Source organism: Crenothrix polyspora, from assembly GCF_900163755.1.
Classification (GTDB): domain Bacteria; phylum Pseudomonadota; class Gammaproteobacteria; order Methylococcales; family Methylomonadaceae; genus Crenothrix; species Crenothrix polyspora.
Genome location: NZ_FUKI01000119.1, coordinates 64,676 through 86,078, shown reverse-complemented (window position 1 = coordinate 86,078; position 21,403 = coordinate 64,676). Strand labels below are relative to the sequence as shown.

The 21,403-nt window shown below is 42.6% G+C and carries 22 protein-coding genes; 10 read left to right on the top strand and 12 right to left on the bottom strand.

Going from position 1 to position 21,403, the window contains the following annotated elements:
* The first annotated feature begins 44 nt into the window (after positions 1 to 44).
* Positions 45 to 1,010, top strand: coding sequence for an RNA polymerase sigma factor RpoS (gene rpoS, locus CRENPOLYSF2_RS10110; RefSeq protein WP_087143826.1), 966 nt, complete (start codon positions 45 to 47; stop codon positions 1,008 to 1,010).
* A 127-nt stretch (positions 1,011 to 1,137) separates the two neighbouring features.
* On the opposite strand, the gene CRENPOLYSF2_RS10105 is transcribed toward rpoS, so the two are convergent.
* Both CRENPOLYSF2_RS10105 and CRENPOLYSF2_RS10100 read right to left on the bottom strand, forming a co-directional pair.
* A complete protein-coding gene (locus CRENPOLYSF2_RS10105; protein ID WP_087143825.1) occupies positions 1,138 to 2,001 on the bottom strand; it encodes a carbon-nitrogen hydrolase family protein in 864 nt (287 codons plus the stop codon).
* Positions 1,991 to 2,590 (bottom strand): GNAT family N-acetyltransferase, encoded by a 600-nt coding sequence (locus CRENPOLYSF2_RS10100; protein ID WP_087143824.1) that lies wholly within the window; start codon positions 2,588 to 2,590, stop codon positions 1,991 to 1,993. The genes CRENPOLYSF2_RS10105 and CRENPOLYSF2_RS10100 overlap by 11 nt, the downstream gene beginning before the upstream one ends.
* Positions 2,591 to 2,957: 367 nt before the next feature.
* Between CRENPOLYSF2_RS10100 and CRENPOLYSF2_RS10095 the strand changes: the two genes are divergently transcribed.
* Positions 2,958 to 3,407, top strand: coding sequence for a hypothetical protein (locus tag CRENPOLYSF2_RS10095; protein WP_087143823.1), 450 nt, complete (start codon positions 2,958 to 2,960; stop codon positions 3,405 to 3,407).
* 83 nt (positions 3,408 to 3,490) lie between these two features.
* Here the strand turns inward: CRENPOLYSF2_RS10095 and CRENPOLYSF2_RS10090 are convergent, their stop codons facing one another.
* From CRENPOLYSF2_RS10090 to CRENPOLYSF2_RS10065, 6 genes are all read right to left on the bottom strand, one after another.
* Complete coding sequence (locus CRENPOLYSF2_RS10090; RefSeq protein WP_087143822.1) at positions 3,491 to 4,588, bottom strand: GNAT family N-acetyltransferase/peptidase C39 family protein; 1,098 nt, start codon at positions 4,586 to 4,588, stop codon at positions 3,491 to 3,493.
* Positions 4,585 to 5,685 carry a DUF2817 domain-containing protein gene (locus CRENPOLYSF2_RS10085; RefSeq protein ID WP_087143821.1) on the bottom strand — a complete coding sequence of 367 codons (1,101 nt, stop codon included), beginning with the start codon at positions 5,683 to 5,685 and terminating at the stop codon, positions 4,585 to 4,587. The genes CRENPOLYSF2_RS10090 and CRENPOLYSF2_RS10085 overlap by 4 nt, the downstream gene beginning before the upstream one ends.
* A 3-nt stretch (positions 5,686 to 5,688) precedes the next feature.
* A complete protein-coding gene (locus CRENPOLYSF2_RS10080; RefSeq protein ID WP_087143820.1) occupies positions 5,689 to 7,362 on the bottom strand; it encodes a formate--tetrahydrofolate ligase in 1,674 nt (557 codons plus the stop codon).
* A gap of 616 nt (positions 7,363 to 7,978) precedes the next feature.
* Positions 7,979 to 8,386, bottom strand: a complete 408-nt coding sequence (locus tag CRENPOLYSF2_RS10075; protein WP_087143819.1) for a type II toxin-antitoxin system VapC family toxin — start codon at positions 8,384 to 8,386, stop codon at positions 7,979 to 7,981.
* On the bottom strand, positions 8,386 to 8,610 hold the full coding sequence (locus CRENPOLYSF2_RS10070) for an AbrB/MazE/SpoVT family DNA-binding domain-containing protein (protein ID WP_217884093.1): 225 nt from the start codon (positions 8,608 to 8,610) through the stop codon (positions 8,386 to 8,388). Before CRENPOLYSF2_RS10070 ends, CRENPOLYSF2_RS10075 begins: the two co-directional genes overlap by 1 nt.
* 151 nt (positions 8,611 to 8,761) lie before the next feature.
* Positions 8,762 to 9,484 carry a TSUP family transporter gene (locus tag CRENPOLYSF2_RS10065; RefSeq protein WP_087143817.1) on the bottom strand — a complete coding sequence of 241 codons (723 nt, stop codon included), beginning with the start codon at positions 9,482 to 9,484 and terminating at the stop codon, positions 8,762 to 8,764.
* A 305-nt stretch (positions 9,485 to 9,789) separates the two neighbouring features.
* Between CRENPOLYSF2_RS10065 and CRENPOLYSF2_RS10060 the strand changes: the two genes are divergently transcribed.
* Both CRENPOLYSF2_RS10060 and CRENPOLYSF2_RS18835 read left to right on the top strand, forming a co-directional pair.
* Positions 9,790 to 10,275, top strand: a complete 486-nt coding sequence (locus CRENPOLYSF2_RS10060) for an AMIN-like domain-containing (lipo)protein (protein WP_087143816.1) — start codon at positions 9,790 to 9,792, stop codon at positions 10,273 to 10,275.
* A 198-nt stretch (positions 10,276 to 10,473) separates the two neighbouring features.
* Positions 10,474 to 10,611 (top strand): hypothetical protein, encoded by a 138-nt coding sequence (locus tag CRENPOLYSF2_RS18835; RefSeq protein ID WP_176371091.1) that lies wholly within the window; start codon positions 10,474 to 10,476, stop codon positions 10,609 to 10,611.
* A 69-nt stretch (positions 10,612 to 10,680) separates the two neighbouring features.
* Here CRENPOLYSF2_RS18835 and CRENPOLYSF2_RS10055 read toward each other — a convergent pair whose 3' ends face one another.
* Positions 10,681 to 11,106 carry a hypothetical protein gene (locus CRENPOLYSF2_RS10055; protein WP_245807970.1) on the bottom strand — a complete coding sequence of 142 codons (426 nt, stop codon included), beginning with the start codon at positions 11,104 to 11,106 and terminating at the stop codon, positions 10,681 to 10,683.
* Positions 11,107 to 11,428: 322 nt separating this feature from the next.
* Between CRENPOLYSF2_RS10055 and CRENPOLYSF2_RS10050 the strand changes: the two genes are divergently transcribed.
* A complete protein-coding gene (locus tag CRENPOLYSF2_RS10050; protein ID WP_087143815.1) occupies positions 11,429 to 12,133 on the top strand; it encodes a phosphatase PAP2 family protein in 705 nt (234 codons plus the stop codon).
* 151 nt (positions 12,134 to 12,284) lie between these two features.
* Positions 12,285 to 12,689 carry a DUF4332 domain-containing protein gene (locus tag CRENPOLYSF2_RS10045; RefSeq protein ID WP_087143814.1) on the top strand — a complete coding sequence of 135 codons (405 nt, stop codon included), beginning with the start codon at positions 12,285 to 12,287 and terminating at the stop codon, positions 12,687 to 12,689.
* 78 nt (positions 12,690 to 12,767) lie between these two features.
* On the opposite strand, the gene CRENPOLYSF2_RS10040 is transcribed toward CRENPOLYSF2_RS10045, so the two are convergent.
* Positions 12,768 to 13,304 carry a hypothetical protein gene (locus CRENPOLYSF2_RS10040; protein ID WP_087143813.1) on the bottom strand — a complete coding sequence of 179 codons (537 nt, stop codon included), beginning with the start codon at positions 13,302 to 13,304 and terminating at the stop codon, positions 12,768 to 12,770.
* Positions 13,305 to 13,443: 139 nt separating this feature from the next.
* Between CRENPOLYSF2_RS10040 and CRENPOLYSF2_RS10035 the strand changes: the two genes are divergently transcribed.
* The 4 genes from CRENPOLYSF2_RS10035 to CRENPOLYSF2_RS10020 all read left to right on the top strand — a co-directional run bounded on the left by CRENPOLYSF2_RS10035 (position 13,444) and on the right by CRENPOLYSF2_RS10020 (position 19,246).
* Positions 13,444 to 15,048: an NAD(P)/FAD-dependent oxidoreductase gene (locus tag CRENPOLYSF2_RS10035; RefSeq protein WP_087143873.1), complete on the top strand. Its 1,605-nt coding sequence runs from the start codon at positions 13,444 to 13,446 to the stop codon at positions 15,046 to 15,048.
* Between the two features lie 147 nt (positions 15,049 to 15,195).
* Positions 15,196 to 15,741, top strand: coding sequence for an ATP-dependent protease subunit HslV (gene hslV, locus CRENPOLYSF2_RS10030; RefSeq protein ID WP_087143812.1), 546 nt, complete (start codon positions 15,196 to 15,198; stop codon positions 15,739 to 15,741).
* 5 nt (positions 15,742 to 15,746) lie between these two features.
* On the top strand, positions 15,747 to 17,072 hold the full coding sequence (hslU, locus tag CRENPOLYSF2_RS10025; protein WP_087143811.1) for an ATP-dependent protease ATPase subunit HslU: 1,326 nt from the start codon (positions 15,747 to 15,749) through the stop codon (positions 17,070 to 17,072).
* 164 nt (positions 17,073 to 17,236) lie between these two features.
* A complete protein-coding gene (locus CRENPOLYSF2_RS10020; RefSeq protein WP_087143810.1) occupies positions 17,237 to 19,246 on the top strand; it encodes an acyltransferase family protein in 2,010 nt (669 codons plus the stop codon).
* A 105-nt stretch (positions 19,247 to 19,351) separates the two neighbouring features.
* Here the strand turns inward: CRENPOLYSF2_RS10020 and CRENPOLYSF2_RS18830 are convergent, their stop codons facing one another.
* The gene (locus CRENPOLYSF2_RS18830; RefSeq protein ID WP_087143809.1) at positions 19,352 to 19,843 is read right to left on the bottom strand and encodes a hypothetical protein; all 492 of its coding nucleotides are present in this window, start codon (positions 19,841 to 19,843) and stop codon (positions 19,352 to 19,354) included.
* Between the two features lie 359 nt (positions 19,844 to 20,202).
* Positions 20,203 to 21,219: a tRNA pseudouridine(13) synthase TruD gene (gene truD / locus CRENPOLYSF2_RS10005; RefSeq protein ID WP_087143807.1), complete on the bottom strand. Its 1,017-nt coding sequence runs from the start codon at positions 21,217 to 21,219 to the stop codon at positions 20,203 to 20,205.
* Between the last annotated feature and the right edge of the window lie 184 nt (positions 21,220 to 21,403).

Here is a 21,403-nt window from a genome sequence, read left to right as displayed (position 1 = left end):
ATAAGCGTCGCGCTAACTTAGACCGAATAGACCTGGAAGTAAAAATGATTGAAGAACTGATTGAGCCTTCTGATGACGATATGTTTGTAGCATTTGATGACCTAGCTTTTGATGATGATCTTGAAGTTGATCCCATTGAAGCACTGGATGTTAATACAATTAAGGCTCGAAATGACAGCAGTTTTGATGCGATGCGGATTTATTTTACCGAGCTAAGTCGCTCTAAACTACTGACAGCAGAACAGGAAAGAAGTTTCGGCAAAAGAGCCCTAGAAGGTGACAGCCAAGCCAGAAAAGTCATGATTGAAAGCAACTTACGCTTGGTTGTGAAAATTTCTCGGCGTTATTTAAACAGGGGCTTACCGCTGTTGGATTTAATTGAAGAAGGCAATTTAGGCTTGATTCGCGCCGTTGAAAAATTTGATCCAGACCGTGGTTTTAGATTTTCGACTTATGCCACCTGGTGGATAAGACAAACCATTGAGCGGGCAATTATGAATCAAACCCGCACTATCCGTTTGCCTATTCATATTGTTAAAGAAATGAATACCTATTTAAAAGCACAGCGGCATTTAGCGCAAATTTTAGATCATGACCCGACTTCTGAAGAAATTGCAGCACACCTTAACAAGCCAGTCAGTAAAGTTGAACAAATGCTTAAGCTTAACGAGCGCGTTACCTCTATTGATATTCCAACCAGCAAAGACCATGACCAACCCTTAGTTGACTCGATTTCTGATTTGGAAACCTCAACACCGACCGATAAAATACAGGTTGAAGACATACGCGGCAACATTGCCATGTGGGTATTTCAGTTACCCGAAAAACAACGTGAAGTTATCTGTCGGCGTTATGGCTTATGTGGTTATGAAGATTCTACCTTAGAACAAGTTGCCCAAGAATTGTCAGTAACACGCGAGCGCGTTCGGCAAATTCAGATGGATGGTTTAAAACGCTTGAAAGAAATTCTTGAATTTAATGGCTATTCTTTCGAATCCATTTTCAATTAAATGTAAACAACAGCACGGTTACAAAGTTAAGCAACAAGCTTTTTTACTTGAGAAGTTAGGATGAGAAAAAACCAATGGTTTAACGCCTCATCCTAAGCTTCTGGCTTTGAATGCCGTCCTATTTTGCCTAGACAAAAGCGTTTTGCAAAGGCCAATCGCGGTAATTAAACACTTGGCCTTGTTGTCTTACAGTTTGTATACTCTCCAGACAAATATCCGTGATAAGCCAACGCACCGCATTAAAATCTCCTGTAGCCAACACGCCATTATCAGGAAAGCATCGATCTACCGGCGTATAAACACCCGCTGCACCAACATTTACATCCACTGCTTCAGACCATTGTGCATTACCCACTAAAGGCGATTGCACCACATAACATTGATTTTCTAAAGCTCTGGCTTGACAGCCAATTTTAACGCGATAATAACCCGCCAGCGTGTCTGTACAACTGGGTACTAAAATCAAGTTAGCCCCCATCTCCACTTGTTTTCTGGCCAGCAACGGAAACTCGCTGTCATAACAAATATTAATAGCCATTTTACCGTATGCCGTATCAAAGCATTTTAACGCTGTGCCCGCTTGAATAAACCAGTGTTCATTCTCAAAACGCGTCATCATCAGCTTATCTTGATAATCAACACAGCCATCAGGCATTAATAAATAACCCCGATTGCGGTAAATACCAGGGGCAATCTGCACCGGAAACGTACCCGCTTGAATAATACACTGGTGTTGCATCGCCAAACGTTTAAATAATGCAAGATAATCGTTATGCACCGATTGCATAGCCACCAGCTGTTTACTCAATGATGAATAAATATCCTGACCAAATAACGAAGCCAATTCCATACTGGCATATTCGGGAAATACCAGTATTTTTGCACCTTGTTGTGTGGCTTCGGTTACCCAGCGCAGCACTTTGTTTTGGTATTGTTGCCAGTTAGTTAAAAAACTGATGTCATATTGAGCTGAGGCGATTTTAATGTGCATGTTTCAACCAAAAAGTCATAGGTTTTGCGGTTTCTTCCGTCTCGTCCAAATCTTTCCAAACATAGCTTGTTTTCAACTCTGGATGCTTAAAATAGCCGCGCTTATTCCAAAATTTATCGAGTGGCATGTAATCGTTAGGCCGACGCGGGTGATCAACAGGGCGCTCAACACAGCAAAAAGTCAGGTGTTTAAAGCCACCCAATTCTGCCGCATGGGCTTCGCGTTCTTCAAAAAAACGCACGCCCAATCCCAGGCCACGATACGCTTTATTAAGTACTGATTCACTGCAATAAAATACCTCATCGACAGCGTAAGCATTGTCAATAAACGGTTTTTTCAGCTCGTCGGTTTCAAATTTCATCGGAATAGCGGTGGACGCACCCACAATTTTGTCATCATCGAATGCCAAAACAATCACACTGTCGGGATGATCTATATAGGTTTGCAGGTATTTTTTTTCGTAGTCTAACGTACCGTCGTACAAATAAGGAAAGTCGCGGAATACCTCAATACGAAGGCGAGCAAGTTCAGGGATAAACGGCAATAATGCAGCACCGCTTTTTCTTTCGACACGTATGGCTTGAGTCATAAAGTGTAATTACCTCAGGAAAATCGGACTATTTTAACTGAAGCCACACAATTTTGGCAGCAAGGTTTACAGGTGAGGCCTGTATTTTTTAAGTAACCAAGATAAACCTCACAGAGAGATGATAAATAATAATACAAATAAAAATCAGTATCTTATATTAAAAATAGCGTACCACATATAAAGCCAATAGCGCCGTTTCATCTCACATTACTGAACTATAATTAAATCGCTCACTATCGCGAAAAATAAAATACAGAGACTATTAAGAACACAGGACTCTTGTATGTTTAAAAGACGTAAGTGAGCTACTTCAAGCATATGCGCCTTTACAGGGCAATGTTTCTCAACATTATGAGGCTGATATTTTATGAAAAAAAATTTGTGTATTAAAACGTTACTGGCGATCACTACCTTGTGTTTATCCACAACAGGTGTATTGGCCGCCGCTAATTTAAACGGCACCTGGAAGGGTATTGTTAACAAAGTGACAGATACCGCGTGCGCTGTACCTACTACAGCTGTGGTCAGCTTAAGTCAGTGTGGCGCAGCCAGCAATCTATTTAAAGGCACACTAAAAATGGGCACTAACACCATTAAAATCGTCGGTAGACTTGACTCTGAAAATAACTTTCGCGTTCAAGGCAGTGAATTTTCTCTCACATCGGCCAACATACAAACAGCTCTGATGATTGGAAAATTCATACCGGCAAGCTCTAAAATTCGCATCAACGAATTTCAATTTATAACATCTAAATCTGCTCTCACAGGCGGAAGTGGCTTAAATGAAATGTATGATGTCATTACCTTGTCAAAATAACGCCTTCAGCATGCTATAAGCAAAACAAAGCCTCAGCATTTTCGGATGCTGGGGCTTTTTTACACGCCATCATGCACATGAGATCACGACCCAATAATCACCGCTGTCCGTAACCGGTTCTTGCCAAAGCACGACATCCGCTCAAAAGCCTCTCGTGCTATCGGAATAAACTGACAATCCAGCTCATTTTGCCTACCCTCGTCAGGATCGGAATCGTGCATATATAAGCAATCATCATCAAAACCGCTCATCACCACCCAATGCGGGGCTTTTTTCTTATCTAAAGAAAAGGTACTGATTAAAATCAGCGGGATAGCACCGGCTTTAAAAACACTGATTAACTCATCTTGGGTGATATTGGCATAATGCACCGTAATGCCCTGCTCTACCGCCTCGCGCTTAAAGCAGCTATCCACCAGCTCAACCACCTGTTTTTTTTCATCATTGCGCACGCCATCAATAAACAACGTACCGACTTGGTTAATCCACACGTCTACCTGAAAGCCTCGACGCTTAGCCGCCAATGCCAAACCGAGTGGATGACAGCCGCCGTGCCCCGATGTCATAAAAATAGTGGTCGCTTCACGCCACAGATTAATTTCCTCTTCGCGTGAGGGTTGGTATGTTCTATCCAAACCGTGCATAGCCATCATTAACGCCGCAGGCCCACAGGTAAACGGTGTAGTTTGCCGTAACCAATGCACCGACCGATGTTGCAATACCCCAGGGTAACGTCGGATGCGTTTTTGATAACGCAAAGCATCCTTGTGATCTTCGTAATAATCGCGGTAAATACCGAATTTTTGAAAACCCAAGGCTTCGTACAATTGAATCGCAGGCGGATTATCAACACTGACTTCAAGGCGTAAGTAAAGCCTACCGCTATCACTGGCCGCTTGCTCGCCTGCCAGTATCAGCTGTTTAGCTATGCCCTGCCCCCTGTATTGTTGCAACACCGCCAGCGAGTAAACTCTAGCCAGCCGTGTACCAGGATGATAAATAATTAAGATATACCCAACGATACACGTAGCCATCTCCGCCACCAGTAAAGCCCGGTGCTCAGTAACCACCCAGTGGCGAAAACTGCGCCGACTAAGCTTATCCGTGTCAAAACAAGCATTTTCCAATGCGACTAAGCCTTCAATATCACCCAACAATGCTGGGCGAATTAAAGCTGTCATACACTCAAGCCACGTAATGCCTGGGTAAATACTTGCCGCGCACGAAACAATACCATCTCTTGCCAAGCTGGATCATTTGGGCAAAAATGCTGCCGCATCCGTTGACCGTGCGCCAATTGCGCGGCTTGATTAGTTTTTTGTGCCCACAATTGGTGATCTCGTAGTAACACATCAAACAATTGATCGGTAGGGTAAGTGCCAAACTCTAAGGTAATGTAACAACTGAATTCATTCATAATGCTGTGCCATATATAATCCTGCAAACCAGTTTTCGCTACCGAACTTGATGTGCCGAGTGCCGGTAAGGTCACGCAGTCGCCGTACCATCGCTTTGCTATCTGTGTAGCTGGGCTTTCCGGCGGGTGGTCACAAATAATTTCACCGTAGCCGTAAGCCCCCAAGCCACTGTGTAAGTCGATAACGGCGAGATTACGTTGTTGCAAGTCATAATGCTGAATAAGCTCCTCAGAGGCTAAACGGCCATGTGCGGGTTTGCTACCGCCGTAAAAAGGCCCAGAAGGATCATGATACTGCCCCCCACTGATAGCTTTTTCAAAAGCAACTCGCCCGTGTTTAGCTTCAAACTCACTGAACAAGCGCAATCTTTCGGCGCTATCATCGCAAAACAAGGCGGCTCGAAGCGCATCGTAATCAGGATTTTCTGGCAGTGACTGAGAAAAATCTACTGCATTGCGATTAAGATCAACCCCCTCTTCATCACAACGTCGTTGCCAAGCGTAACCCCACGGTGTCAGCGCATGAATTAACAACACCGCAACATACGGTGGCAAAATAAAATGCCCTGCCTTAAGTAACCGTAAAAAATCAATCTCTATTGCACTGCCGGTAGAGCCTTCAATGCCGTGCGTGCCGGCAATTATCACCAATACATTGGGCGCATCCACCGAGCCTATCCACACCGTATCAGTAATCAGTGTCTCACCGTCAGGCCCCACGCCCTCACAAGGATAGGCACGCCGTTGCTTAGGCAAGGTTAAGCGTTCAACTTGGGTTAGCCAATGCTGGCGCCCCAGTACGTAACTGGCAGGGAAAACACCTGTATAAATTTCTGCAACAGGTAAATTTATAGTAAACATAACTTAGAACAGTCCGGTAATTTTGCCCGTATCGTCAATATCAATACGCTCTGCGGCAGGTTGTTTGGGTAAGCCTGGCATAGTCATCATATCGCCTGCCACGGCGACAATAAAACCTGCACCATTCGCCAGCCTTACTTCACTGATTTCAAGCGTATGGCCAGATGGTGCGCCTTTTAATGCCGGATTAGTAGAAAACGACATTTGGGTTTTGGCAATACACACAGGAAACTTACCATAGTTTTCATCCCACACCTTAAGCTGGGCTTTAATTTTAGCATTAGCCGATATACCTGCCGCCCCGTAAAGCTTGGTGGCGATGGTTTCAATCTTATCCCATGCGCTTATATTGTCATCGTAAACAAACGTACAACCTGGCGCACGGTTATCGACAACAGTAATAATCTCTTGCGCCAGGCTTTGGGCACCCGCGCCGCCTTCTGCCCAATGTTTGGAGATGACACAATTTGCCCCCAATACTTTGCACTTGGCTTCCAGCAATGCCAGCTCAGCTTCAGTATCAAAAGTAAAGTGATTAACACACACCACACACGGTAAACCGTAATGCTGAGTAATATTATTATAATGCCGCTCCAGATTTTGGAAACCTTTTTCCACCGCCGCCACATTCTCAAGGTTTAAGTCTTCCTTGTTAACACCGCCGTGGAATTTTAACGCCCGAATGGTTGCAACCAACACTACTGCCGACGGCTTTAAATCTGCCATTCGGCATTTAATATCAATAAATTTTTCCGCCCCTAAATCGGCACCAAAACCGGCTTCGGTGACCACATAATCGGCAATTTTTAATGCGGTTTTGGTCGCGGTCACCGTGTTACAACCGTGAGCAATATTAGCAAACGGCCCGCCGTGGATAATAGCGATATTGTTTTCCAAAGTTTGCACTAGATTGGGCTTAATGGCATCTTTTAATAACGCCGCCATCGCACCTTGCGCCTGCAAATCACTGGCATATACCGGTGTGATTTTATCGGACTTATAACCAATAACGATCTTGCCCAAACGCACTTTAAGATCAGAGCGACTGGTCGCCAAACATAAAATCGCCATCACTTCGGAGGCAACCACAATATCATAACCATCTTCACGCAAATAGCCATTGGCGGCACCACCCATACCAACCACAATACTACGTAAAGCACGGTCATTCATATCGACCACGCGCTTCCATTGAATACGGCGTGGATCAATATCCAACGCATTACCGTGGTGGATATGATTGTCAATCAAAGCCGCCAGTAAGTTATGCGCTACACCGATGGCATGAAAGTCGCCCGTAAAATGCAGATTAATGTCTTCCATTGGCACCACTTGCGAATAACCACCGCCAGCAGCTCCGCCTTTAACACCAAAGCACGGGCCAAGCGATGGCTCGCGTAAACACATGATGGCTTTTTTACCAAGGCGATTTAAAGCATCACCCAAACCCACAGTGGTGGTGGTTTTGCCTTCTCCTGCCGGTGTCGGACTGATCGCGGTTACCAATATCAATTTGCCATCGGGCTTATCGGCTAAGCTGGCCACATATTCCAAAGACAATTTGGCTTTGTAATGACCGTAAGGATCTAAGTGTTCAGCATCAATGCCATATTGCTTTTTAGCTAGGCCGATAATCGGCTGCATACTTGCGTGTTGGGCGATTTCTATGTCAGACATGGTTTATACACATTTAATGGAAATAGTGAATGCGCTCAATGGTTATTTCTTCCCTATCAGATAGTCATCCAATGCACGGTAGGCAGAAAAATCGCATCATAACTGAGTCAATAGACGTTATGATTGAGCGCAGGTGCAATAATAATATGATCCTGTGGATCTTTATGATGTTCAGGTAAAGCAGCAACCTTGTCATCCAACGAATATCCCAATCTAGTACTTAGTCAATTTTATTTTGGCGAGTGTGAATTTTAAAAAACCATTCGTGGTGAGCTTGTCGAACCATGAACCACAAGTCTTTCGACAAGCTCAGGACGAACGGAGTATTTTATAGTACTCGACTAAGTACTAGGCTTTAAAAACCTCGTAGGTCTTTACAACATAAGACAGAACAAAATTGTAGGGTAGATTCGCCGCTAAGCAATCCGCCACAATACGTCTATTGAATATTGAAAGAGTGTTGATTGGCGGTTTTCTGGCGCGAAACCACCCTACAAGCTCTTTGCAATACCCGACAAAATAAAGTTGACTAAGTACTCGCCATTCAAGTTTGATTATTATCGATTGCACGAAATGAGTTGAATGTAATACTTGACCGTGCCGCACAAACAAAACTTTAAAATTTTATCCAATGCTCAATAAACCGAGTCAAGGTCTTTTTAATATACACGACATTCGGCAAGCCTTCAAAATGAGCATCACACGTAAGCAAGTCTGCATCATAGGCCAGTGCGGTGGCGTAAACAATGGCATCGGCGGTGGCAAGATGATATTGGCCTTGTAATTCGGTTGCTTGCAGGGCGATTTTGGTATCCAGCGCCACCACAAAACAACTTTGCGTATAAGCAATCACTTGGTCGGCCTCCGCCTCACCTACTTCACGGGTGAGCCATGTTCCAAGCTCCACCTGAATTAAACTGGGCACAATACACTGGCTCGCGTCAGGAAATTCGCTGGCAATCGCATGTTTAAGCGAACTACCAATCAGCCATTCTATCCATATTGAGGTATCAACAACACGCATCAAGATTTGTGGTGACGCTCTCTAACATGACTAATATCTGCACCTTCTGCAATGCCTTGCAGATCAATCAGGCTAGGAACAGGTATCATCAACATGCCTTTACCTTTGGGTATAAAAGCAAATTCCTGACCCGATTGCCAATCCTGATCTTCACAGACCGCTTTAGGGATAGCAATTTGATATTTGCTGGATAGCGTGGCGGTAGCAGGTGGCTTCATACTCATAATCATGGATGCTATTAATGTAAAAACATTACCAATCTGGACTAGGTAAACGATATTTTGGCCTAATAAGCCAAATCTTCAGCGTATTTTACCCAACTGACCTGTGTTTAGGAAATCATAGCGCGTTATTTTGACGCTTTCTACCCTAACGTCAAAAGGATTTAGCCAGCAACATAACGCCCGAAATAAGCAAAAACACCGCAAATAATTGGCTGTATTGGGCATTATCAATTTGCTTGTACAGCATTTCTTCAGTCAATAAAAATATCACGGTTCCTACCTGCATCAAGCTGACTTTGTCAAAATAGGACACACTAAATTCATTACCGCCCCATAATAAAGTCAACAATTGACACGTCGCCATGGTCGCAAGACTCGCGGCAGTGGTTACACGGGTTTTATCTTTAGGGTATTGTTTGCTATGCATAATAACGGTCAGCATCGAACCACCCAAATTACTCATACCATGCACCAAACCCATGATCATTAAATAAGGGCGCTCATAAGCCACGATTGATTTGACCGTACGTTCCAAAAAAGGTGAGAAGCTTTTTAAGGCCACCAGCACCAACAAAACACCCACGAAGGGGGTAATGTTGAGCTTAGTGGAAGTCACCAACGCTAAAAACAACACGACCAAGGGTGCGCTGTAAATCAGTATGTTTTTATAAAAAGCCACATCCAGCGCGTGATGATGTCTGAGTACCTGCAAGGTGCTGATGGTCAGTGAAATCGGCAATAACACACCCAATACATCAACAAAGCCATAGCCCAGCAACAATAATATCGGCGTACCGAATAATAATACGCCTACGCCAAAAATGGATTGAATAACAGATACAACAATAACAGTGAGTAGTATATCAACAGGCATTAAATTTTAATTAAAGTTTAAATGTAATTGTGGGATTTGGGGCATTTTGAACAGGGTAAAAAAATGCTACAAGATCATGCTTGATGCTTGCTAAGTATTGACAAAAATGTGCAATAGTTCACTGACATACTGTTTAAATAAGCCTATGCTGACCTAGCCCCTAATGTTTGAGCTTCTTAGTTTTCAAGACGATAACATGGTGGTTTTCACCTATTAATGCTGTCTTATTGCAGTTAAGCTTGTGCTGTTATGTAGACGACAAAAACAACTGCACCGTCCACCATGTCCACTAACAAGAGGCTTTTATGAAGACCAATATCTCTGGCTATTTCGGATTACTAACTGTGTTAATAAGCCTGTCCAATACCACCTTAGCTGCGCCATGCACAGCCTACAACACTATCACAAAGGTAACCAACACCAGTATCGGAAATTACGACTATGTTATTTTTAGCATTAAAAAATCGTCTGCTCCGGCTTACACCGTTAACAGTGTTACTCCGCCATTTTACTTTGACCCCAGTGGTAACGCCGTATCAGTGAATGGCAGTGCATTTAAAAAAATTCAGTTCACCGGTGTAGAATGGATGTGCTCTATCCCTGAAGTTTTCCAACTACCCAAAATACAAATCAAAGACATTAAACGCACCGGTCAATTTGAAGGCGTGATCAGCTACACTGTCGGTTACAGCAATATACCCCTGACACCACCGTCACAGTATATAACAACTTATAACTACAATGCGCCAGGGCCATTGTGGAAGGTGGTTATGAAATTCAAAAAAAATTAAATTTTTATCGCTTACGTACTTTGCATCACTGCTAGCAGTTAAAAAACACCCCTCTCTTGCTGGGCAAGGCAAGAGAGGGGCAATCAAATCACACACTTTTCAGCACAGTCACCTTATCGTTGGCAGTTGCCCGCGCAAATCGCGCTGGAACTTTATCGTACAATCCGCTTCAAACCAGAGACTACTTTTGGAGTAAACATGAAATATAAAGATTTTTTTATCGGTATGACTGTGATTGTTATTTTATATGCCGCTGGACGTTATTTATACCAAGGCCAAGAAGAATCTAATGCCTTTTACACAAAAGGCCATGCTGCCATAAAACACCACCGATAATACAGAATAAACTGAATAGCGATTCTGTAAAGTTGCGATAATTTTCGTTACATAAATTTTATCATTAACTTACAAAGACTTATATAATTTTAATGCTTCTGATAATAATGCAGTTGCTTGTTTAACATCGCCTGTTTTAGAGCTAATTTGGCCCTGAATAACAATTGCATTAGCTCGTTTTACAATGTCATCATTGCCGGTAATCAGCACACCTGAAATACGCGCCGCCTTAATTTGTAAGTTAGATGCCGCAAAATCGCTGTTATTCACATCAGCTATAGCACGTTCAATATGGGCAATGGTTTCATTAAGGCTAGGTAATGAACTGTTCACTGCATCTTCTGCATACGCTACCGAAGCAGACGCTCCTAAAGACATGGCTATCATCACAATTAATGCCGATTTTTTAATACAATTCATAATTTTTATAAAACCCTGAGTATAATTACCAGATAAAGTCTGGAAATAAATCATTGAAAAACGGATGCTTTTCAACTGCGATCATACAGTATTAACTGTAAAAGATAACGCCTTATTTAAAACATTTCTGCATGAGCACAATATACTTTTATCTTTAAAAATAACTAAATGAGGGGCTGTGTAAATTATTCTCTGCCACTTTGCCCTTATTTTTAAAAATACTTACGTTTTTCATACCAAGACACTTAATGCACTCGTGCCAAGTATCCATTTACAGTATCAGTTTTTTAGCTTACGCCGTAGCTAACAATAGGTATTTGTGCATATTGTCATAGCAAAGAATTTAATTGACTATAGCGCCAATCTTCCTATTTATGATTCTAGCATAGGCATCATTATGAATGTTTTTGATTTTAAAATAATATCTTATCTTAACCAATTTTCTCAGCACTCAGAAGTGATTGACAAGACTATTGAATTTTTATCAGGTGATCATTTATTAAAAGGCGGCGTTTTAATCACAATAATTTGGTGGGCATGGTTTAAAGACAAAGACACTTATTTACATAATCGCACACATATTATTTCTACTTTATTAAGCTGTATCATTGCCATTGCCATAGCACGCTTTTTGCAATTAACATTAGCGTTTCGTGCCAGACCTATGCATGAAGAAAGCTTACATTTTGTAGTGCCGCACGGTGTAATACAAACCAACTTAGATGGCTGGAGTTCATTTCCCAGCGATCACACGGCCTTATTTTTCGCGTTAGCAACAGGGATATGTTTTATCTCAAAAAAAATGGGTGCATTCGCACTTTTTTACACAACGGTATTTATTGCTTTGCCACGCATCTACTTGGGATTACATTACCCAACGGATATTATCGTCGGCGCGATTATAGGCATTAATACTGCTTTAATAATGAACACTTACTGCAACAATACAAAATACCTACACGCCATCGAGCAGTGGTCGTATTCAAAACCAGCTATTTTCTACCCGGTATTTTTTCTTCTAACGTATCAGATTGTTGATTTATTTGACAGCGTTAGAAAACTGGCAGAAAACGTGGCGAAATTTATTCATATTGTCATTTAAGGCGCTTTAAGCCCGTATGTTACCTTGTGCATCTGTCTATTAAATTTGCGACTTCTCTGTAAAATTAAGTTACTATTGAACCTCGCTGTATGGGTCTTCCCATACAAGCAACGCATTCAACGTTTATTTTATCAACAAGGAACTACACAACATGGCACAAATAGATATTATTGAAGGTATTGGCCCGCAATACGCCGAAAAACTTAAAGCAGCCGGCATTGCTTCAACAGATAAATTACTGGAAATGGGCGCGACAGCAAAAGGTCGCACCGAATTAACGTCACAAACCGGTATTAGCGCAAAATTAATCCTAACGTGGGTTAATCACGCGGATTTGTTTCGCATTAATGGTGTAGATGAGCATTTTGCAGAATTACTAGAGGCTGCTGGCGTAGATACCGTACCTGAGTTGGCACAAAGAAAAGCCGACAACCTACAGCTGGCACTGGCTAAAACCAATGAAGAAAAAAAGCTGGCTAAAACCACACCATCACTCATCCAAGTAACTGAATGGGTTACACAAGCAAAAACTTTGCCTAAAGTTGTTCAGCATTAAGAAACTACGCCACTATTAAATCAAAGCATTAACACAGTTGTTGGGTGCAGTAACCACTACGCGCATCCAGCAACTTTATTAGTACTTATCTGGCGAAGTTTTTGCTAACTTTAACTCCACTGTCATCACCGCCTGGTTCAACACCCCCAGATTTTTTTCCTCCACAATTTGTATGCCCATTACATAGAATATCGGCATCCACAACGGATTAATCAACAAACCACCCAGTACGCTTTTAAGCGTTCGCTTAACATTTTTTAGAATATTGTAAGATTGGCTCAACGGCGGCATGGGGTATTCAATGAATACTGTGGTAATAGGTTTTAAACTTGATTTATCAGTGTGCTCAATCAGCGCCACAGACTCACGCAGCTTGCGCTCCATATTATGGTAATTTCTACGTGCCAAGCTGGAGGTAGTTGCAAACACCAGTGCAACCAAGGGCAATAGAATATTCGGCGGTGCAACCGGTGCAAACGAGGCTGATAACATGACAATACACAGCCCCAGCATTAAAATATCTTCACCGTGCTCCACATCACGATCAATACCGGCAACGATTGCAGCTACCGGATCATCACAAGATTCATGTAAATAATGTGCTTTTTTGGCCATAAAATTCTCCTTGCCTTTACATCCCAGTTATAACCTGTATTGATCAAAAGTCAAATAGGCCTGACGCAAGCAAAAACCATTTTTGCAGTACAATACCCAACCATACAAAATGCGTTATGCGCGTTACCGGATTATTTACATGCTCAGAATCACCGAACTTAGACTGCCGCTCAACCATACCGATGCTGAACTTAAATCAGCTATTCTCACCAAACTCAACATTACAACCGACAATCTGGTGTCTTACAGCGTGTTTCGCCGCGCCTTTGATGCCCGCAAAAAACACGACATCAAACTCATCTACACCATAGATTTGCTGACCGACAATGAAGACGACATCTTAAAAAATCTGGAAACTGATCCACAAGTATCACTAACACCGAACACCTCCTACCATGAAGTTGGCCGCGCACCCGCCAATTTAAAAACCAGACCAATCGTAATAGGTACTGGCCCTTGCGGTTTATTTGCCGGCTTGATCCTCGCGCAAATGGGTTTTAATCCTATTATTCTGGAACGGGGCAAAGCGGTGCGTGAACGCACCAAAGATACCTTCGGCCTGTGGCGCAAAGGCATTTTTAATGCGGAATCCAACGTGCAATTTGGTGAAGGCGGTGCCGGCACTTTTTCGGATGGCAAACTGTACACGCAAATCAAAGATCCCAAACACTATGGTCGCAAAGTATTAACTGAATTCGTGAAGGCTGGGGCTCCAGCAGAAATTCTGTACGTCAGCAAACCGCATATTGGTACGTTCAAATTGGTATCGATGGTGGAAGAAATGCGTGCCAATATAGTCGCCTTGGGTGGTGAAATCCGCTTTTCCAGTCGCGTCGATGATGTCTTGATTGAAAATAGCCAAGTGCAAGGTGTGCAATTGTCCAGTGGTGAAATCATCCACAGCACCCATGTGGTATTAGCGGTCGGCCACAGCGCCCGTGATACCTTCAAAATGCTTTATGAGCGCGGTGTGTATGTAGAAGCCAAGCCATTTTCCATCGGCTTTCGTATCGAACACCCGCAATCGATTATTGACCGCTGCCAGTTTGGCGATAACGCTGGCCATTCGATACTCGGTGCTGCTGATTACAAACTGGCGCATCATTGCAGCAATGGCCGTTCGGTATACAGCTTTTGTATGTGCCCTGGCGGTACGGTGGTTGCGGCCACCTCCGAAGCAGGCCATGTGGTCACTAACGGTATGAGCCAATATTCACGTAATGAACGCAATGCCAACAGCGCTATTGTCGTTGGCATAACACCGGACGATTATCCTGGCAATCCGCTGGCAGGTATTGATTTACAACGTCGTCTGGAAGCCCATGCCTTTATCTTAGGCGGTGGCACGTATGCAGCCCCTGGACAACGCGTAGGCGACTTTCTGGCACAACGTCCTTCGACAGCATTAGGTCAGGTACAGCCTTCCTACACACCCGGCGTACACTTATGCGATTTAAGCTCCGCCCTGCCCGATTACGCTATCGAAGCCATACGTGAAGCCTTGCCAGTGTTCGACAAGAAAATAAAAGGCTTCGCCATGCCCGATGCGCTGCTAACCGGCGTAGAAACGCGCACCTCATCGCCCATACGCATCAAGCGTAATGAACTGTATCAAAGCCTGAATACCAAAGGCCTGTATCCTGCTGGCGAAGGTGCGGGTTATGCGGGGGGAATTTTGTCAGCTGCGGTGGATGGCATTAAAGTTGCCGAAGCGGTGGCTACCGATATAATCAATAGGCGCTAAAAGAAAAGAACACGCATCTTTTGCTTGAGTTCTAAAAAATAGCACCCATATTGATAGAACGGCACGGCCGCATGTCATTTTTCCCACAATTCAGCTAAGACCCTGTAGAATTAACGCAGGTATTTAGCAACTTCAGGATATAAAAAAGTGTTTAGAGGAACAACCATACTCTCTGTGCGCAGAGGCGATAAAGTAGTGATTGGCGGCGACGGCCAAGTCACCTTAGGCAATACCGTCATGAAAGGCAATGCCCGCAAAGTTCGTCGTTTATACAACGACAAAGTCATCGCAGGCTTTGCAGGCGCTACCGCCGATGCCTTCACTTTATTTGAGCATTTTGAAGGGAAGCTGGAAAAGCATCGCGGCAATCTGACCCGTGCCGCCGTAGAAATGGCCAAAGACTGGCGTACCGACCGTGCGCTACGCAAATTAGAAGCCTTACTGACCATTGCCGATTCCAAAACCTCGTTGATTATTTCCGGCACTGGCGATGTCATCGAACCCGAAAATAACTTAATGGCCATCGGCTCCGGCGGTGCATTTGCCCAGGCTGCCGCGCGTGCGTTGCTGGAAAATACTAATTTAAGTGCGCGAGAAATTGTCGAGCGTTCCTTGAATATCGCTGCCGATATTTGTATTTACACCAACCACAATCTTCGCATAGAAGAACTAGACGCAGAACCTAGCGAGTAAACCGCATGACACACATGACCCCCAAAGAAATAGTAAGCGAACTGGACAAACACATTGTTGGCCAGGCCAGCGCCAAACGCTCGGTTGCCATTGCGCTAAGAAACCGCTGGCGCAGACAACAGGTTGATCCTGCCTTGCGTGATGAAATCACCCCTAAAAATATCCTGATGATTGGACCCACCGGCGTGGGTAAAACTGAAATTGCACGTAGATTGGCACGTCTGGCCAACGCGCCGTTCATTAAAATTGAAGCTACCAAGTTTACCGAAGTGGGCTATGTAGGCCGTGATGTGGAATCCATTATCCGCGATTTGATCGATAGCGCCGTTAAAATGACCCGCATTACAGAGATGGAAAAAGTGCAGACCCGCGCCCAGGATGCCGCAGAAGATCGTGTACTGGATATTTTATTGCCGCGTGCCGATGGCGGTATGTTATCGGAAACCGAATCAGCCACCCGCCAAAAAATGCGCAAAAAACTGCGCGAAGGCGATTTGAACGACAAAGAGATCGACGTGGAAGTGCATGTGTCGCCCGTAGGCGTAGAAATCATGGCACCACCGGGCATGGAAGAAATGACCAGCCAGTTGCAAGGCATGTTTCAGAACATGGGTTCTGGCAAAACCCGCTCGCGTAAGATGAAGATCAGTAAAGCCTTGAAGGTGTTGCAGGAAGAAGAAGCTGGCAAGTTGCTCAATGATGAAGAAATTAAGCTAAAAGCCGTGGATGCGGTCGAGCAAAACGGTATTGTGTTTCTGGATGAAATCGACAAGATTTGTAAACGCGGCGATCATGGCGGCGGTGGCGGCGAAGTGTCCCGCGAAGGCGTACAACGTGATTTATTGCCTTTAGTTGAAGGCAGCACTGTCAGTACCAAATACGGCGCTATTAAAACCGATCACATTTTGTTTATTGCTTCAGGTGCGTTTCATGTCGCCAAGCCGTCAGATTTGATTCCTGAATTGCAAGGCCGTTTCCCGATTCGCGTTGAATTGAGTGCGCTATCCGCTGATGATTTCGTGCGTATTTTAACCGAGCCTAATGCGTCTTTAACTGAACAATACCGTGCCCTTTTAGCCACCGAAGGTTTGGATTTAAGTTTTACCGAAGACGGTATCAAGCGCATTGCCGAAATGGGCTTTCAAGTTAACGAGACCACCGAAAACATCGGTGCCAGACGTTTGCACACCATGCTGGAAAAATTGCTGGAAGAAATTTCCTACAATGCACCGGATTTAATGGACAAAACCGTGATTGTTGATGCGGCCTATGTTAATCAACATCTGACCACGCTGGTTGAGGATGAGGATTTGAGTCGGTATATTTTATAGCTGTACAGCGTACTATGTTGGGGCTACAACCCCACTCCAAAATTTTCTGTACCTATTTATTGGGTTGCCAGCGCACTTGGCAATCCAACTTACCTAATTAAATTGAGTCTAATGTGTTTATCTGGGTAACGATACCGCCGCAGTCTCGTTAAGCATTTAAAAACATGCCTAAAACAGTAACACCTATCCCACATAGCCACTATCGTTCGGATATTGATGGCTTACGCGCTTTAGCCATTTTATTAGTGATTATTTTTCACGCCTTTCCTAAATTTTTGAGAGGTGGCTTTATTGGCGTGGATATTTTTTTTGTAATATCGGGTTATTTAATAACAGGTATTATTATTAAAGAACAGCAACAAGGCTGTTTTAGTTTATTACATTTTTACAGTCGGCGTATTCACCGCATTTTTCCATCGCTTATTGTTGTTCTGATTTTTTGCTTAGTGGTCGGTTGGTTTATTTTACTGCCGAATGAATATGAAACATTAGGAAAACACATTGCTGCCGGATCAGTTTATATTTCTAACTTTGTATTGCAAAGTGAATCCGGTTATTTTGATAACCAGGCAGAATATAAACCCTTATTACATCTTTGGTCACTCAGTATTGAAGAACAATTTTATTGTTTTTTTCCTTTATTGCTCATGCTGTGTCAACGCTTTAGATTAAACCCTCTCTACAGCATATTAACATGCTTGATTATTAGTTTTTTTCTTAATATTGCAAATATAAAATTACAGCCAACACAGGTATTTTTTTACCCGCATACCAGAGCATGGGAATTGTTAATTGGCAGTGCTGTTTCTTGCTTAAAGACTTATTATGCTGAAAATACTGTATCGCTCATTAAAAAATATTTTTCAACCTATAACATTAAGTTTTTTGCTAATATAGTATCTTGGTTTGGCTTAATACTAATAGTATTCGCTTGGTATACTTTTGACAGTAAAAAAATACTTTTCCCATCAGGGTGGGCATTAATACCAACAATAGGTGCTAGTTGTTTAATTATCGCCGGACAAAACACCTGGTTTAATAGTCGTATCTTAAGCAATAAAATCGCTGTTTCTATCGGCCTTATCAGTTACCCCTTGTATTTATGGCATTGGGTTTTATTAAGCTTTATACATATAACTGAAATAGATGCACCCAATGCGCGACTAAAAATAACTATCATAGTGATTAGTATTTTTTTGGCCTGGGTAAGCTATTATTTTGTGGAAAGAAAAATACGTTTTCAAAAAAATAAAATACTCAGTGCGGCATTGTTAATAACGCTATTATTTATAGGCTATTTAGGTCGCTGCATCCAACAACATAAAATTAACGTGATTAATTATAAAGATAATACCAGCGTTAATAATGCACTTTCAATTAAAAAACCAGTATTATCAACACAGTGTCATGCAAAATTCCCCCATGCCGATTTTTGCCAAATACAACACAGTGAAAATTTGCCAACGGCATTATTAGTAGGCGATAGCCATGCTAATCACTTGTATGACGGATTAATAACAAAAACCAACGTAACAGGTGGTAACTTATTAAATTTAGCCGTAGGTGATTGCTTTCCTTTTTTTGATAATCCTGACTATTTTAATAAAAACTGTCGTCCGCTTATTAATCAAGCCTTAGAAATGGCAATTTCCACACCCTCGATAAAAACTATTATATTGGCGAGTCGCGCTTTAACAGAACTAAATCAACAAAGCTTTATAGCTAAAAAACAACTGTCTCATTATGTCAATATACCGCCACACGTTTTAATAGACAGTGATCCTTATTTAATTTTTCAAAAGGGTATGAAAAACACATTGCAGCGATTAACGAAGACCGGTAAAACTATTGTTTTCGTACTTGATACCCCAGATTTAGAATTTGAACCTGCGGCGTGTATTAATCGCCCTTGGCGATTAAGTGGTTTGACAACAAAAATACCCTGCGCTATTTCACGTTCGCGTGTCACTCATCGTCGGCAAAAATACTTGGCTATTATTAGGCAAGTATTAAATGAGTTTCCTAGTGTAAAGGTATGGGATACGCTGCCAAGTTTATGTGACGATAATTATTGTTGGGCTAGTAAAGAAGGCCAAATACTGTATCACGATAGTAATCATTTAAATACTGCTGGCGCAGTCTATGTTAGCAAACATTTTACGCTGGAGGATTAGCCTGGCCATTTCAGGTACTTTTTATAAAACATCTGTAATGAGCTATTATTTCTCGCGTCTTATGGCAATGGTTAACAAAATAGCAAGTTATTATAACAAATCGCCTTACGAAGCATCATTAGACTGTATTAAACTATTTTCGTTAAATTGCAATTCAAGGTGAGATTGATCACACACCATATTATTTAAAAACAAACCATAATGTACCGCAATATCAGTGGCGTGTTTATGCGCTAATCTTCTGAGAGCTAGCTGAGATAAGCCATCATCTTTTGCAATCCAACACATAGCAAGATCAATACGCTGCTCATCTTGTGATACTTTAAATTGTTCGTCACTGAATTTTTCAATAAGTCCCTGAGAAAATGCATCCTCAAGCAAAGACCATAAACTTTGAATAAGCGGATCTTTTAACTGCGTTTGAAGCTGCTTGTATTTTTGCACCATCATTTGTTTATTTTGTTCATCCGCCGCTTGGCGCTCTTTTAATTCTTCTGCCATCTCCTCTAGTACGGTTTGCTTGTGTCGATTAATAATAACCCACGCAGTAACAGCTGCAGCGAGTATGAGCGTAAATGATAATGTTAAATTTGACATTGGTTTCTGTTATTGCTGAAAGATGTTGTTTCTATAAAATAACGAAATTGTCACCCATACTGTGCGCGCAATACACTCAGCATATTACATTAAAATTGAAACTCCGCTTAATTTTATTGTACCAAAGTACAAAGCAAAAAGTAAACAGATTACAAAAAAACAAGCCATTGAAATAAAAAGTAATTTATGTAAATATGTAAAAAATAAACCCATATCAATAGAAAAATTAACTAATCTTTGTAAAGATAAATAGCTTAAGACAAGCAGCCTACCAATAGGCTGTGATAGAAAACAGGGCGCTGGTGTTAAAACAACTATAGACTCAGGTATTGATACCGTCAAGCAACACAACTATCCTATTATTTGAAAACAATAATTTCCCGTAACAACGCTGTTGCATAACAGCCAGCAGGTAAGGTAAATTCAAGCACTAATAGCGTGTTACTGACAAACTGCCAGTGTAAATCGGCCACATTAATACGCAGAGCGCGACGATCCATCTCCACACCACAGGCGATTAAACCCTGAACAAGCGCAGGATAGCTGTCGATTACTGCCTGTTCCACCGCATTTAAGTTATACGCTGGCTTGGCTATACCACACAATACAGCGGTCGGATGTATGCTTTGCTCAGCCAGCCGACCCACAATTTCCGCATCCGGATGTTCCGATTTAAAACTGCTGTGCGAACCATCAATCATATACACGGTATCGGGCAGCGCCTGATCCCAGCTAGCATCGGCCACACGAGCCGCCAAAATCTGATTAAACAAAAAAGACCGCGCGGCCGAAAGATACAGACTGTGTTGCTCACGCCCCACTTTTACACCCTGAAACATTGCTAACGCCTTATTAACATTATGGCCATCATGGCCAAAACGCTGTAAGCCGTAATAATTAGCAATACCGTGGGCTTTTATAGCTTCCAGTTGCTGCTCAGTTTTTGCCTGATCACCGTGCCAATCGCGCACAGTAATCTTAAAGCGGTTACCTGATAGCGCACCACGCTTTAACTTGCGTGCATGACGAATAACGTGTAATACGTTAATATTATCCGAGTGTAATTGTGTCCAATCTGGATCAACTTTGCCTGGTAGCCAGACACTAAACCATTGTGTCGTTACTGCATGGCGATCTTTGAGCCCAGCATAACCAATATCGCGTTGCCGAACACCGGCAAACTTCGCCAGTTGCCGCGCAATAAACTCGGTATTTTCGCCCGTTTTTTCAATGCGCAAAAACGCATGTTCGCCGTTGCCCGATGGCTCGAAAGACAGGTTTTCTATAACAATAAAATCTTCTGGTCTGCTACGAATACTTCCCGTAGCAAAAGGTGACCCATAAATACAAGGCCAGAGCGGTAAGTCAATATTCATTTATTTTCACATACGATAAAATAGCGATAAGCCTCTAAAAAATTTATATTTTTAAATTCAGTCAGTTGCAAATAGGCTTTAGGCTACCAACTAAAGGGGTTATCCACTTATACTGGTGTAGGTTGGGGTGACGCTAGGAACTCAACACATGATGCGCCGTATCGTTGGGGTTCGTTACCTCACC

Bases quoted from the DNA above. Each gene is read 5' to 3' on its own strand.
- truD (WP_087143807.1), bottom strand. From the start codon at position 21,219: ATGAATATTGACTTACCGCTCTGGCCTTGTATTTATGGGTCACCTTTT.
- hslU (WP_087143811.1), top strand. From the start codon at position 15,747: ATGACACACATGACCCCCAAAGAAATAGTAAGCGAACTGGACAAACAC.
- CRENPOLYSF2_RS10080 (WP_087143820.1), bottom strand. From the start codon at position 7,362: ATGTCTGACATAGAAATCGCCCAACACGCAAGTATGCAGCCGATTATC.
- CRENPOLYSF2_RS10070 (WP_217884093.1), bottom strand. From the start codon at position 8,610: ATGAGTATGAAGCCACCTGCTACCGCCACGCTATCCAGCAAATATCAA.
- CRENPOLYSF2_RS10065 (WP_087143817.1), bottom strand. From the start codon at position 9,484: ATGCCTGTTGATATACTACTCACTGTTATTGTTGTATCTGTTATTCAA.
- CRENPOLYSF2_RS10090 (WP_087143822.1), bottom strand. From the start codon at position 4,588: ATGACAGCTTTAATTCGCCCAGCATTGTTGGGTGATATTGAAGGCTTA.
- CRENPOLYSF2_RS18835 (WP_176371091.1), top strand. From the start codon at position 10,474: ATGAAATATAAAGATTTTTTTATCGGTATGACTGTGATTGTTATTTTA.
- CRENPOLYSF2_RS10035 (WP_087143873.1), top strand. From the start codon at position 13,444: ATGCTCAGAATCACCGAACTTAGACTGCCGCTCAACCATACCGATGCT.
- CRENPOLYSF2_RS10050 (WP_087143815.1), top strand. From the start codon at position 11,429: ATGAATGTTTTTGATTTTAAAATAATATCTTATCTTAACCAATTTTCT.
- CRENPOLYSF2_RS10095 (WP_087143823.1), top strand. From the start codon at position 2,958: ATGAAAAAAAATTTGTGTATTAAAACGTTACTGGCGATCACTACCTTG.
- CRENPOLYSF2_RS10085 (WP_087143821.1), bottom strand. From the start codon at position 5,685: ATGTTTACTATAAATTTACCTGTTGCAGAAATTTATACAGGTGTTTTC.
- CRENPOLYSF2_RS10040 (WP_087143813.1), bottom strand. From the start codon at position 13,304: ATGGCCAAAAAAGCACATTATTTACATGAATCTTGTGATGATCCGGTA.
- CRENPOLYSF2_RS10075 (WP_087143819.1), bottom strand. From the start codon at position 8,386: ATGCGTGTTGTTGATACCTCAATATGGATAGAATGGCTGATTGGTAGT.
- CRENPOLYSF2_RS10105 (WP_087143825.1), bottom strand. From the start codon at position 2,001: ATGCACATTAAAATCGCCTCAGCTCAATATGACATCAGTTTTTTAACT.
- CRENPOLYSF2_RS10060 (WP_087143816.1), top strand. From the start codon at position 9,790: ATGAAGACCAATATCTCTGGCTATTTCGGATTACTAACTGTGTTAATA.
- CRENPOLYSF2_RS10100 (WP_087143824.1), bottom strand. From the start codon at position 2,590: ATGACTCAAGCCATACGTGTCGAAAGAAAAAGCGGTGCTGCATTATTG.
- CRENPOLYSF2_RS10020 (WP_087143810.1), top strand. From the start codon at position 17,237: ATGCCTAAAACAGTAACACCTATCCCACATAGCCACTATCGTTCGGAT.
- rpoS (WP_087143826.1), top strand. From the start codon at position 45: ATGATTGAAGAACTGATTGAGCCTTCTGATGACGATATGTTTGTAGCA.
- CRENPOLYSF2_RS18830 (WP_087143809.1), bottom strand. From the start codon at position 19,843: ATGTCAAATTTAACATTATCATTTACGCTCATACTCGCTGCAGCTGTT.
- CRENPOLYSF2_RS10045 (WP_087143814.1), top strand. From the start codon at position 12,285: ATGGCACAAATAGATATTATTGAAGGTATTGGCCCGCAATACGCCGAA.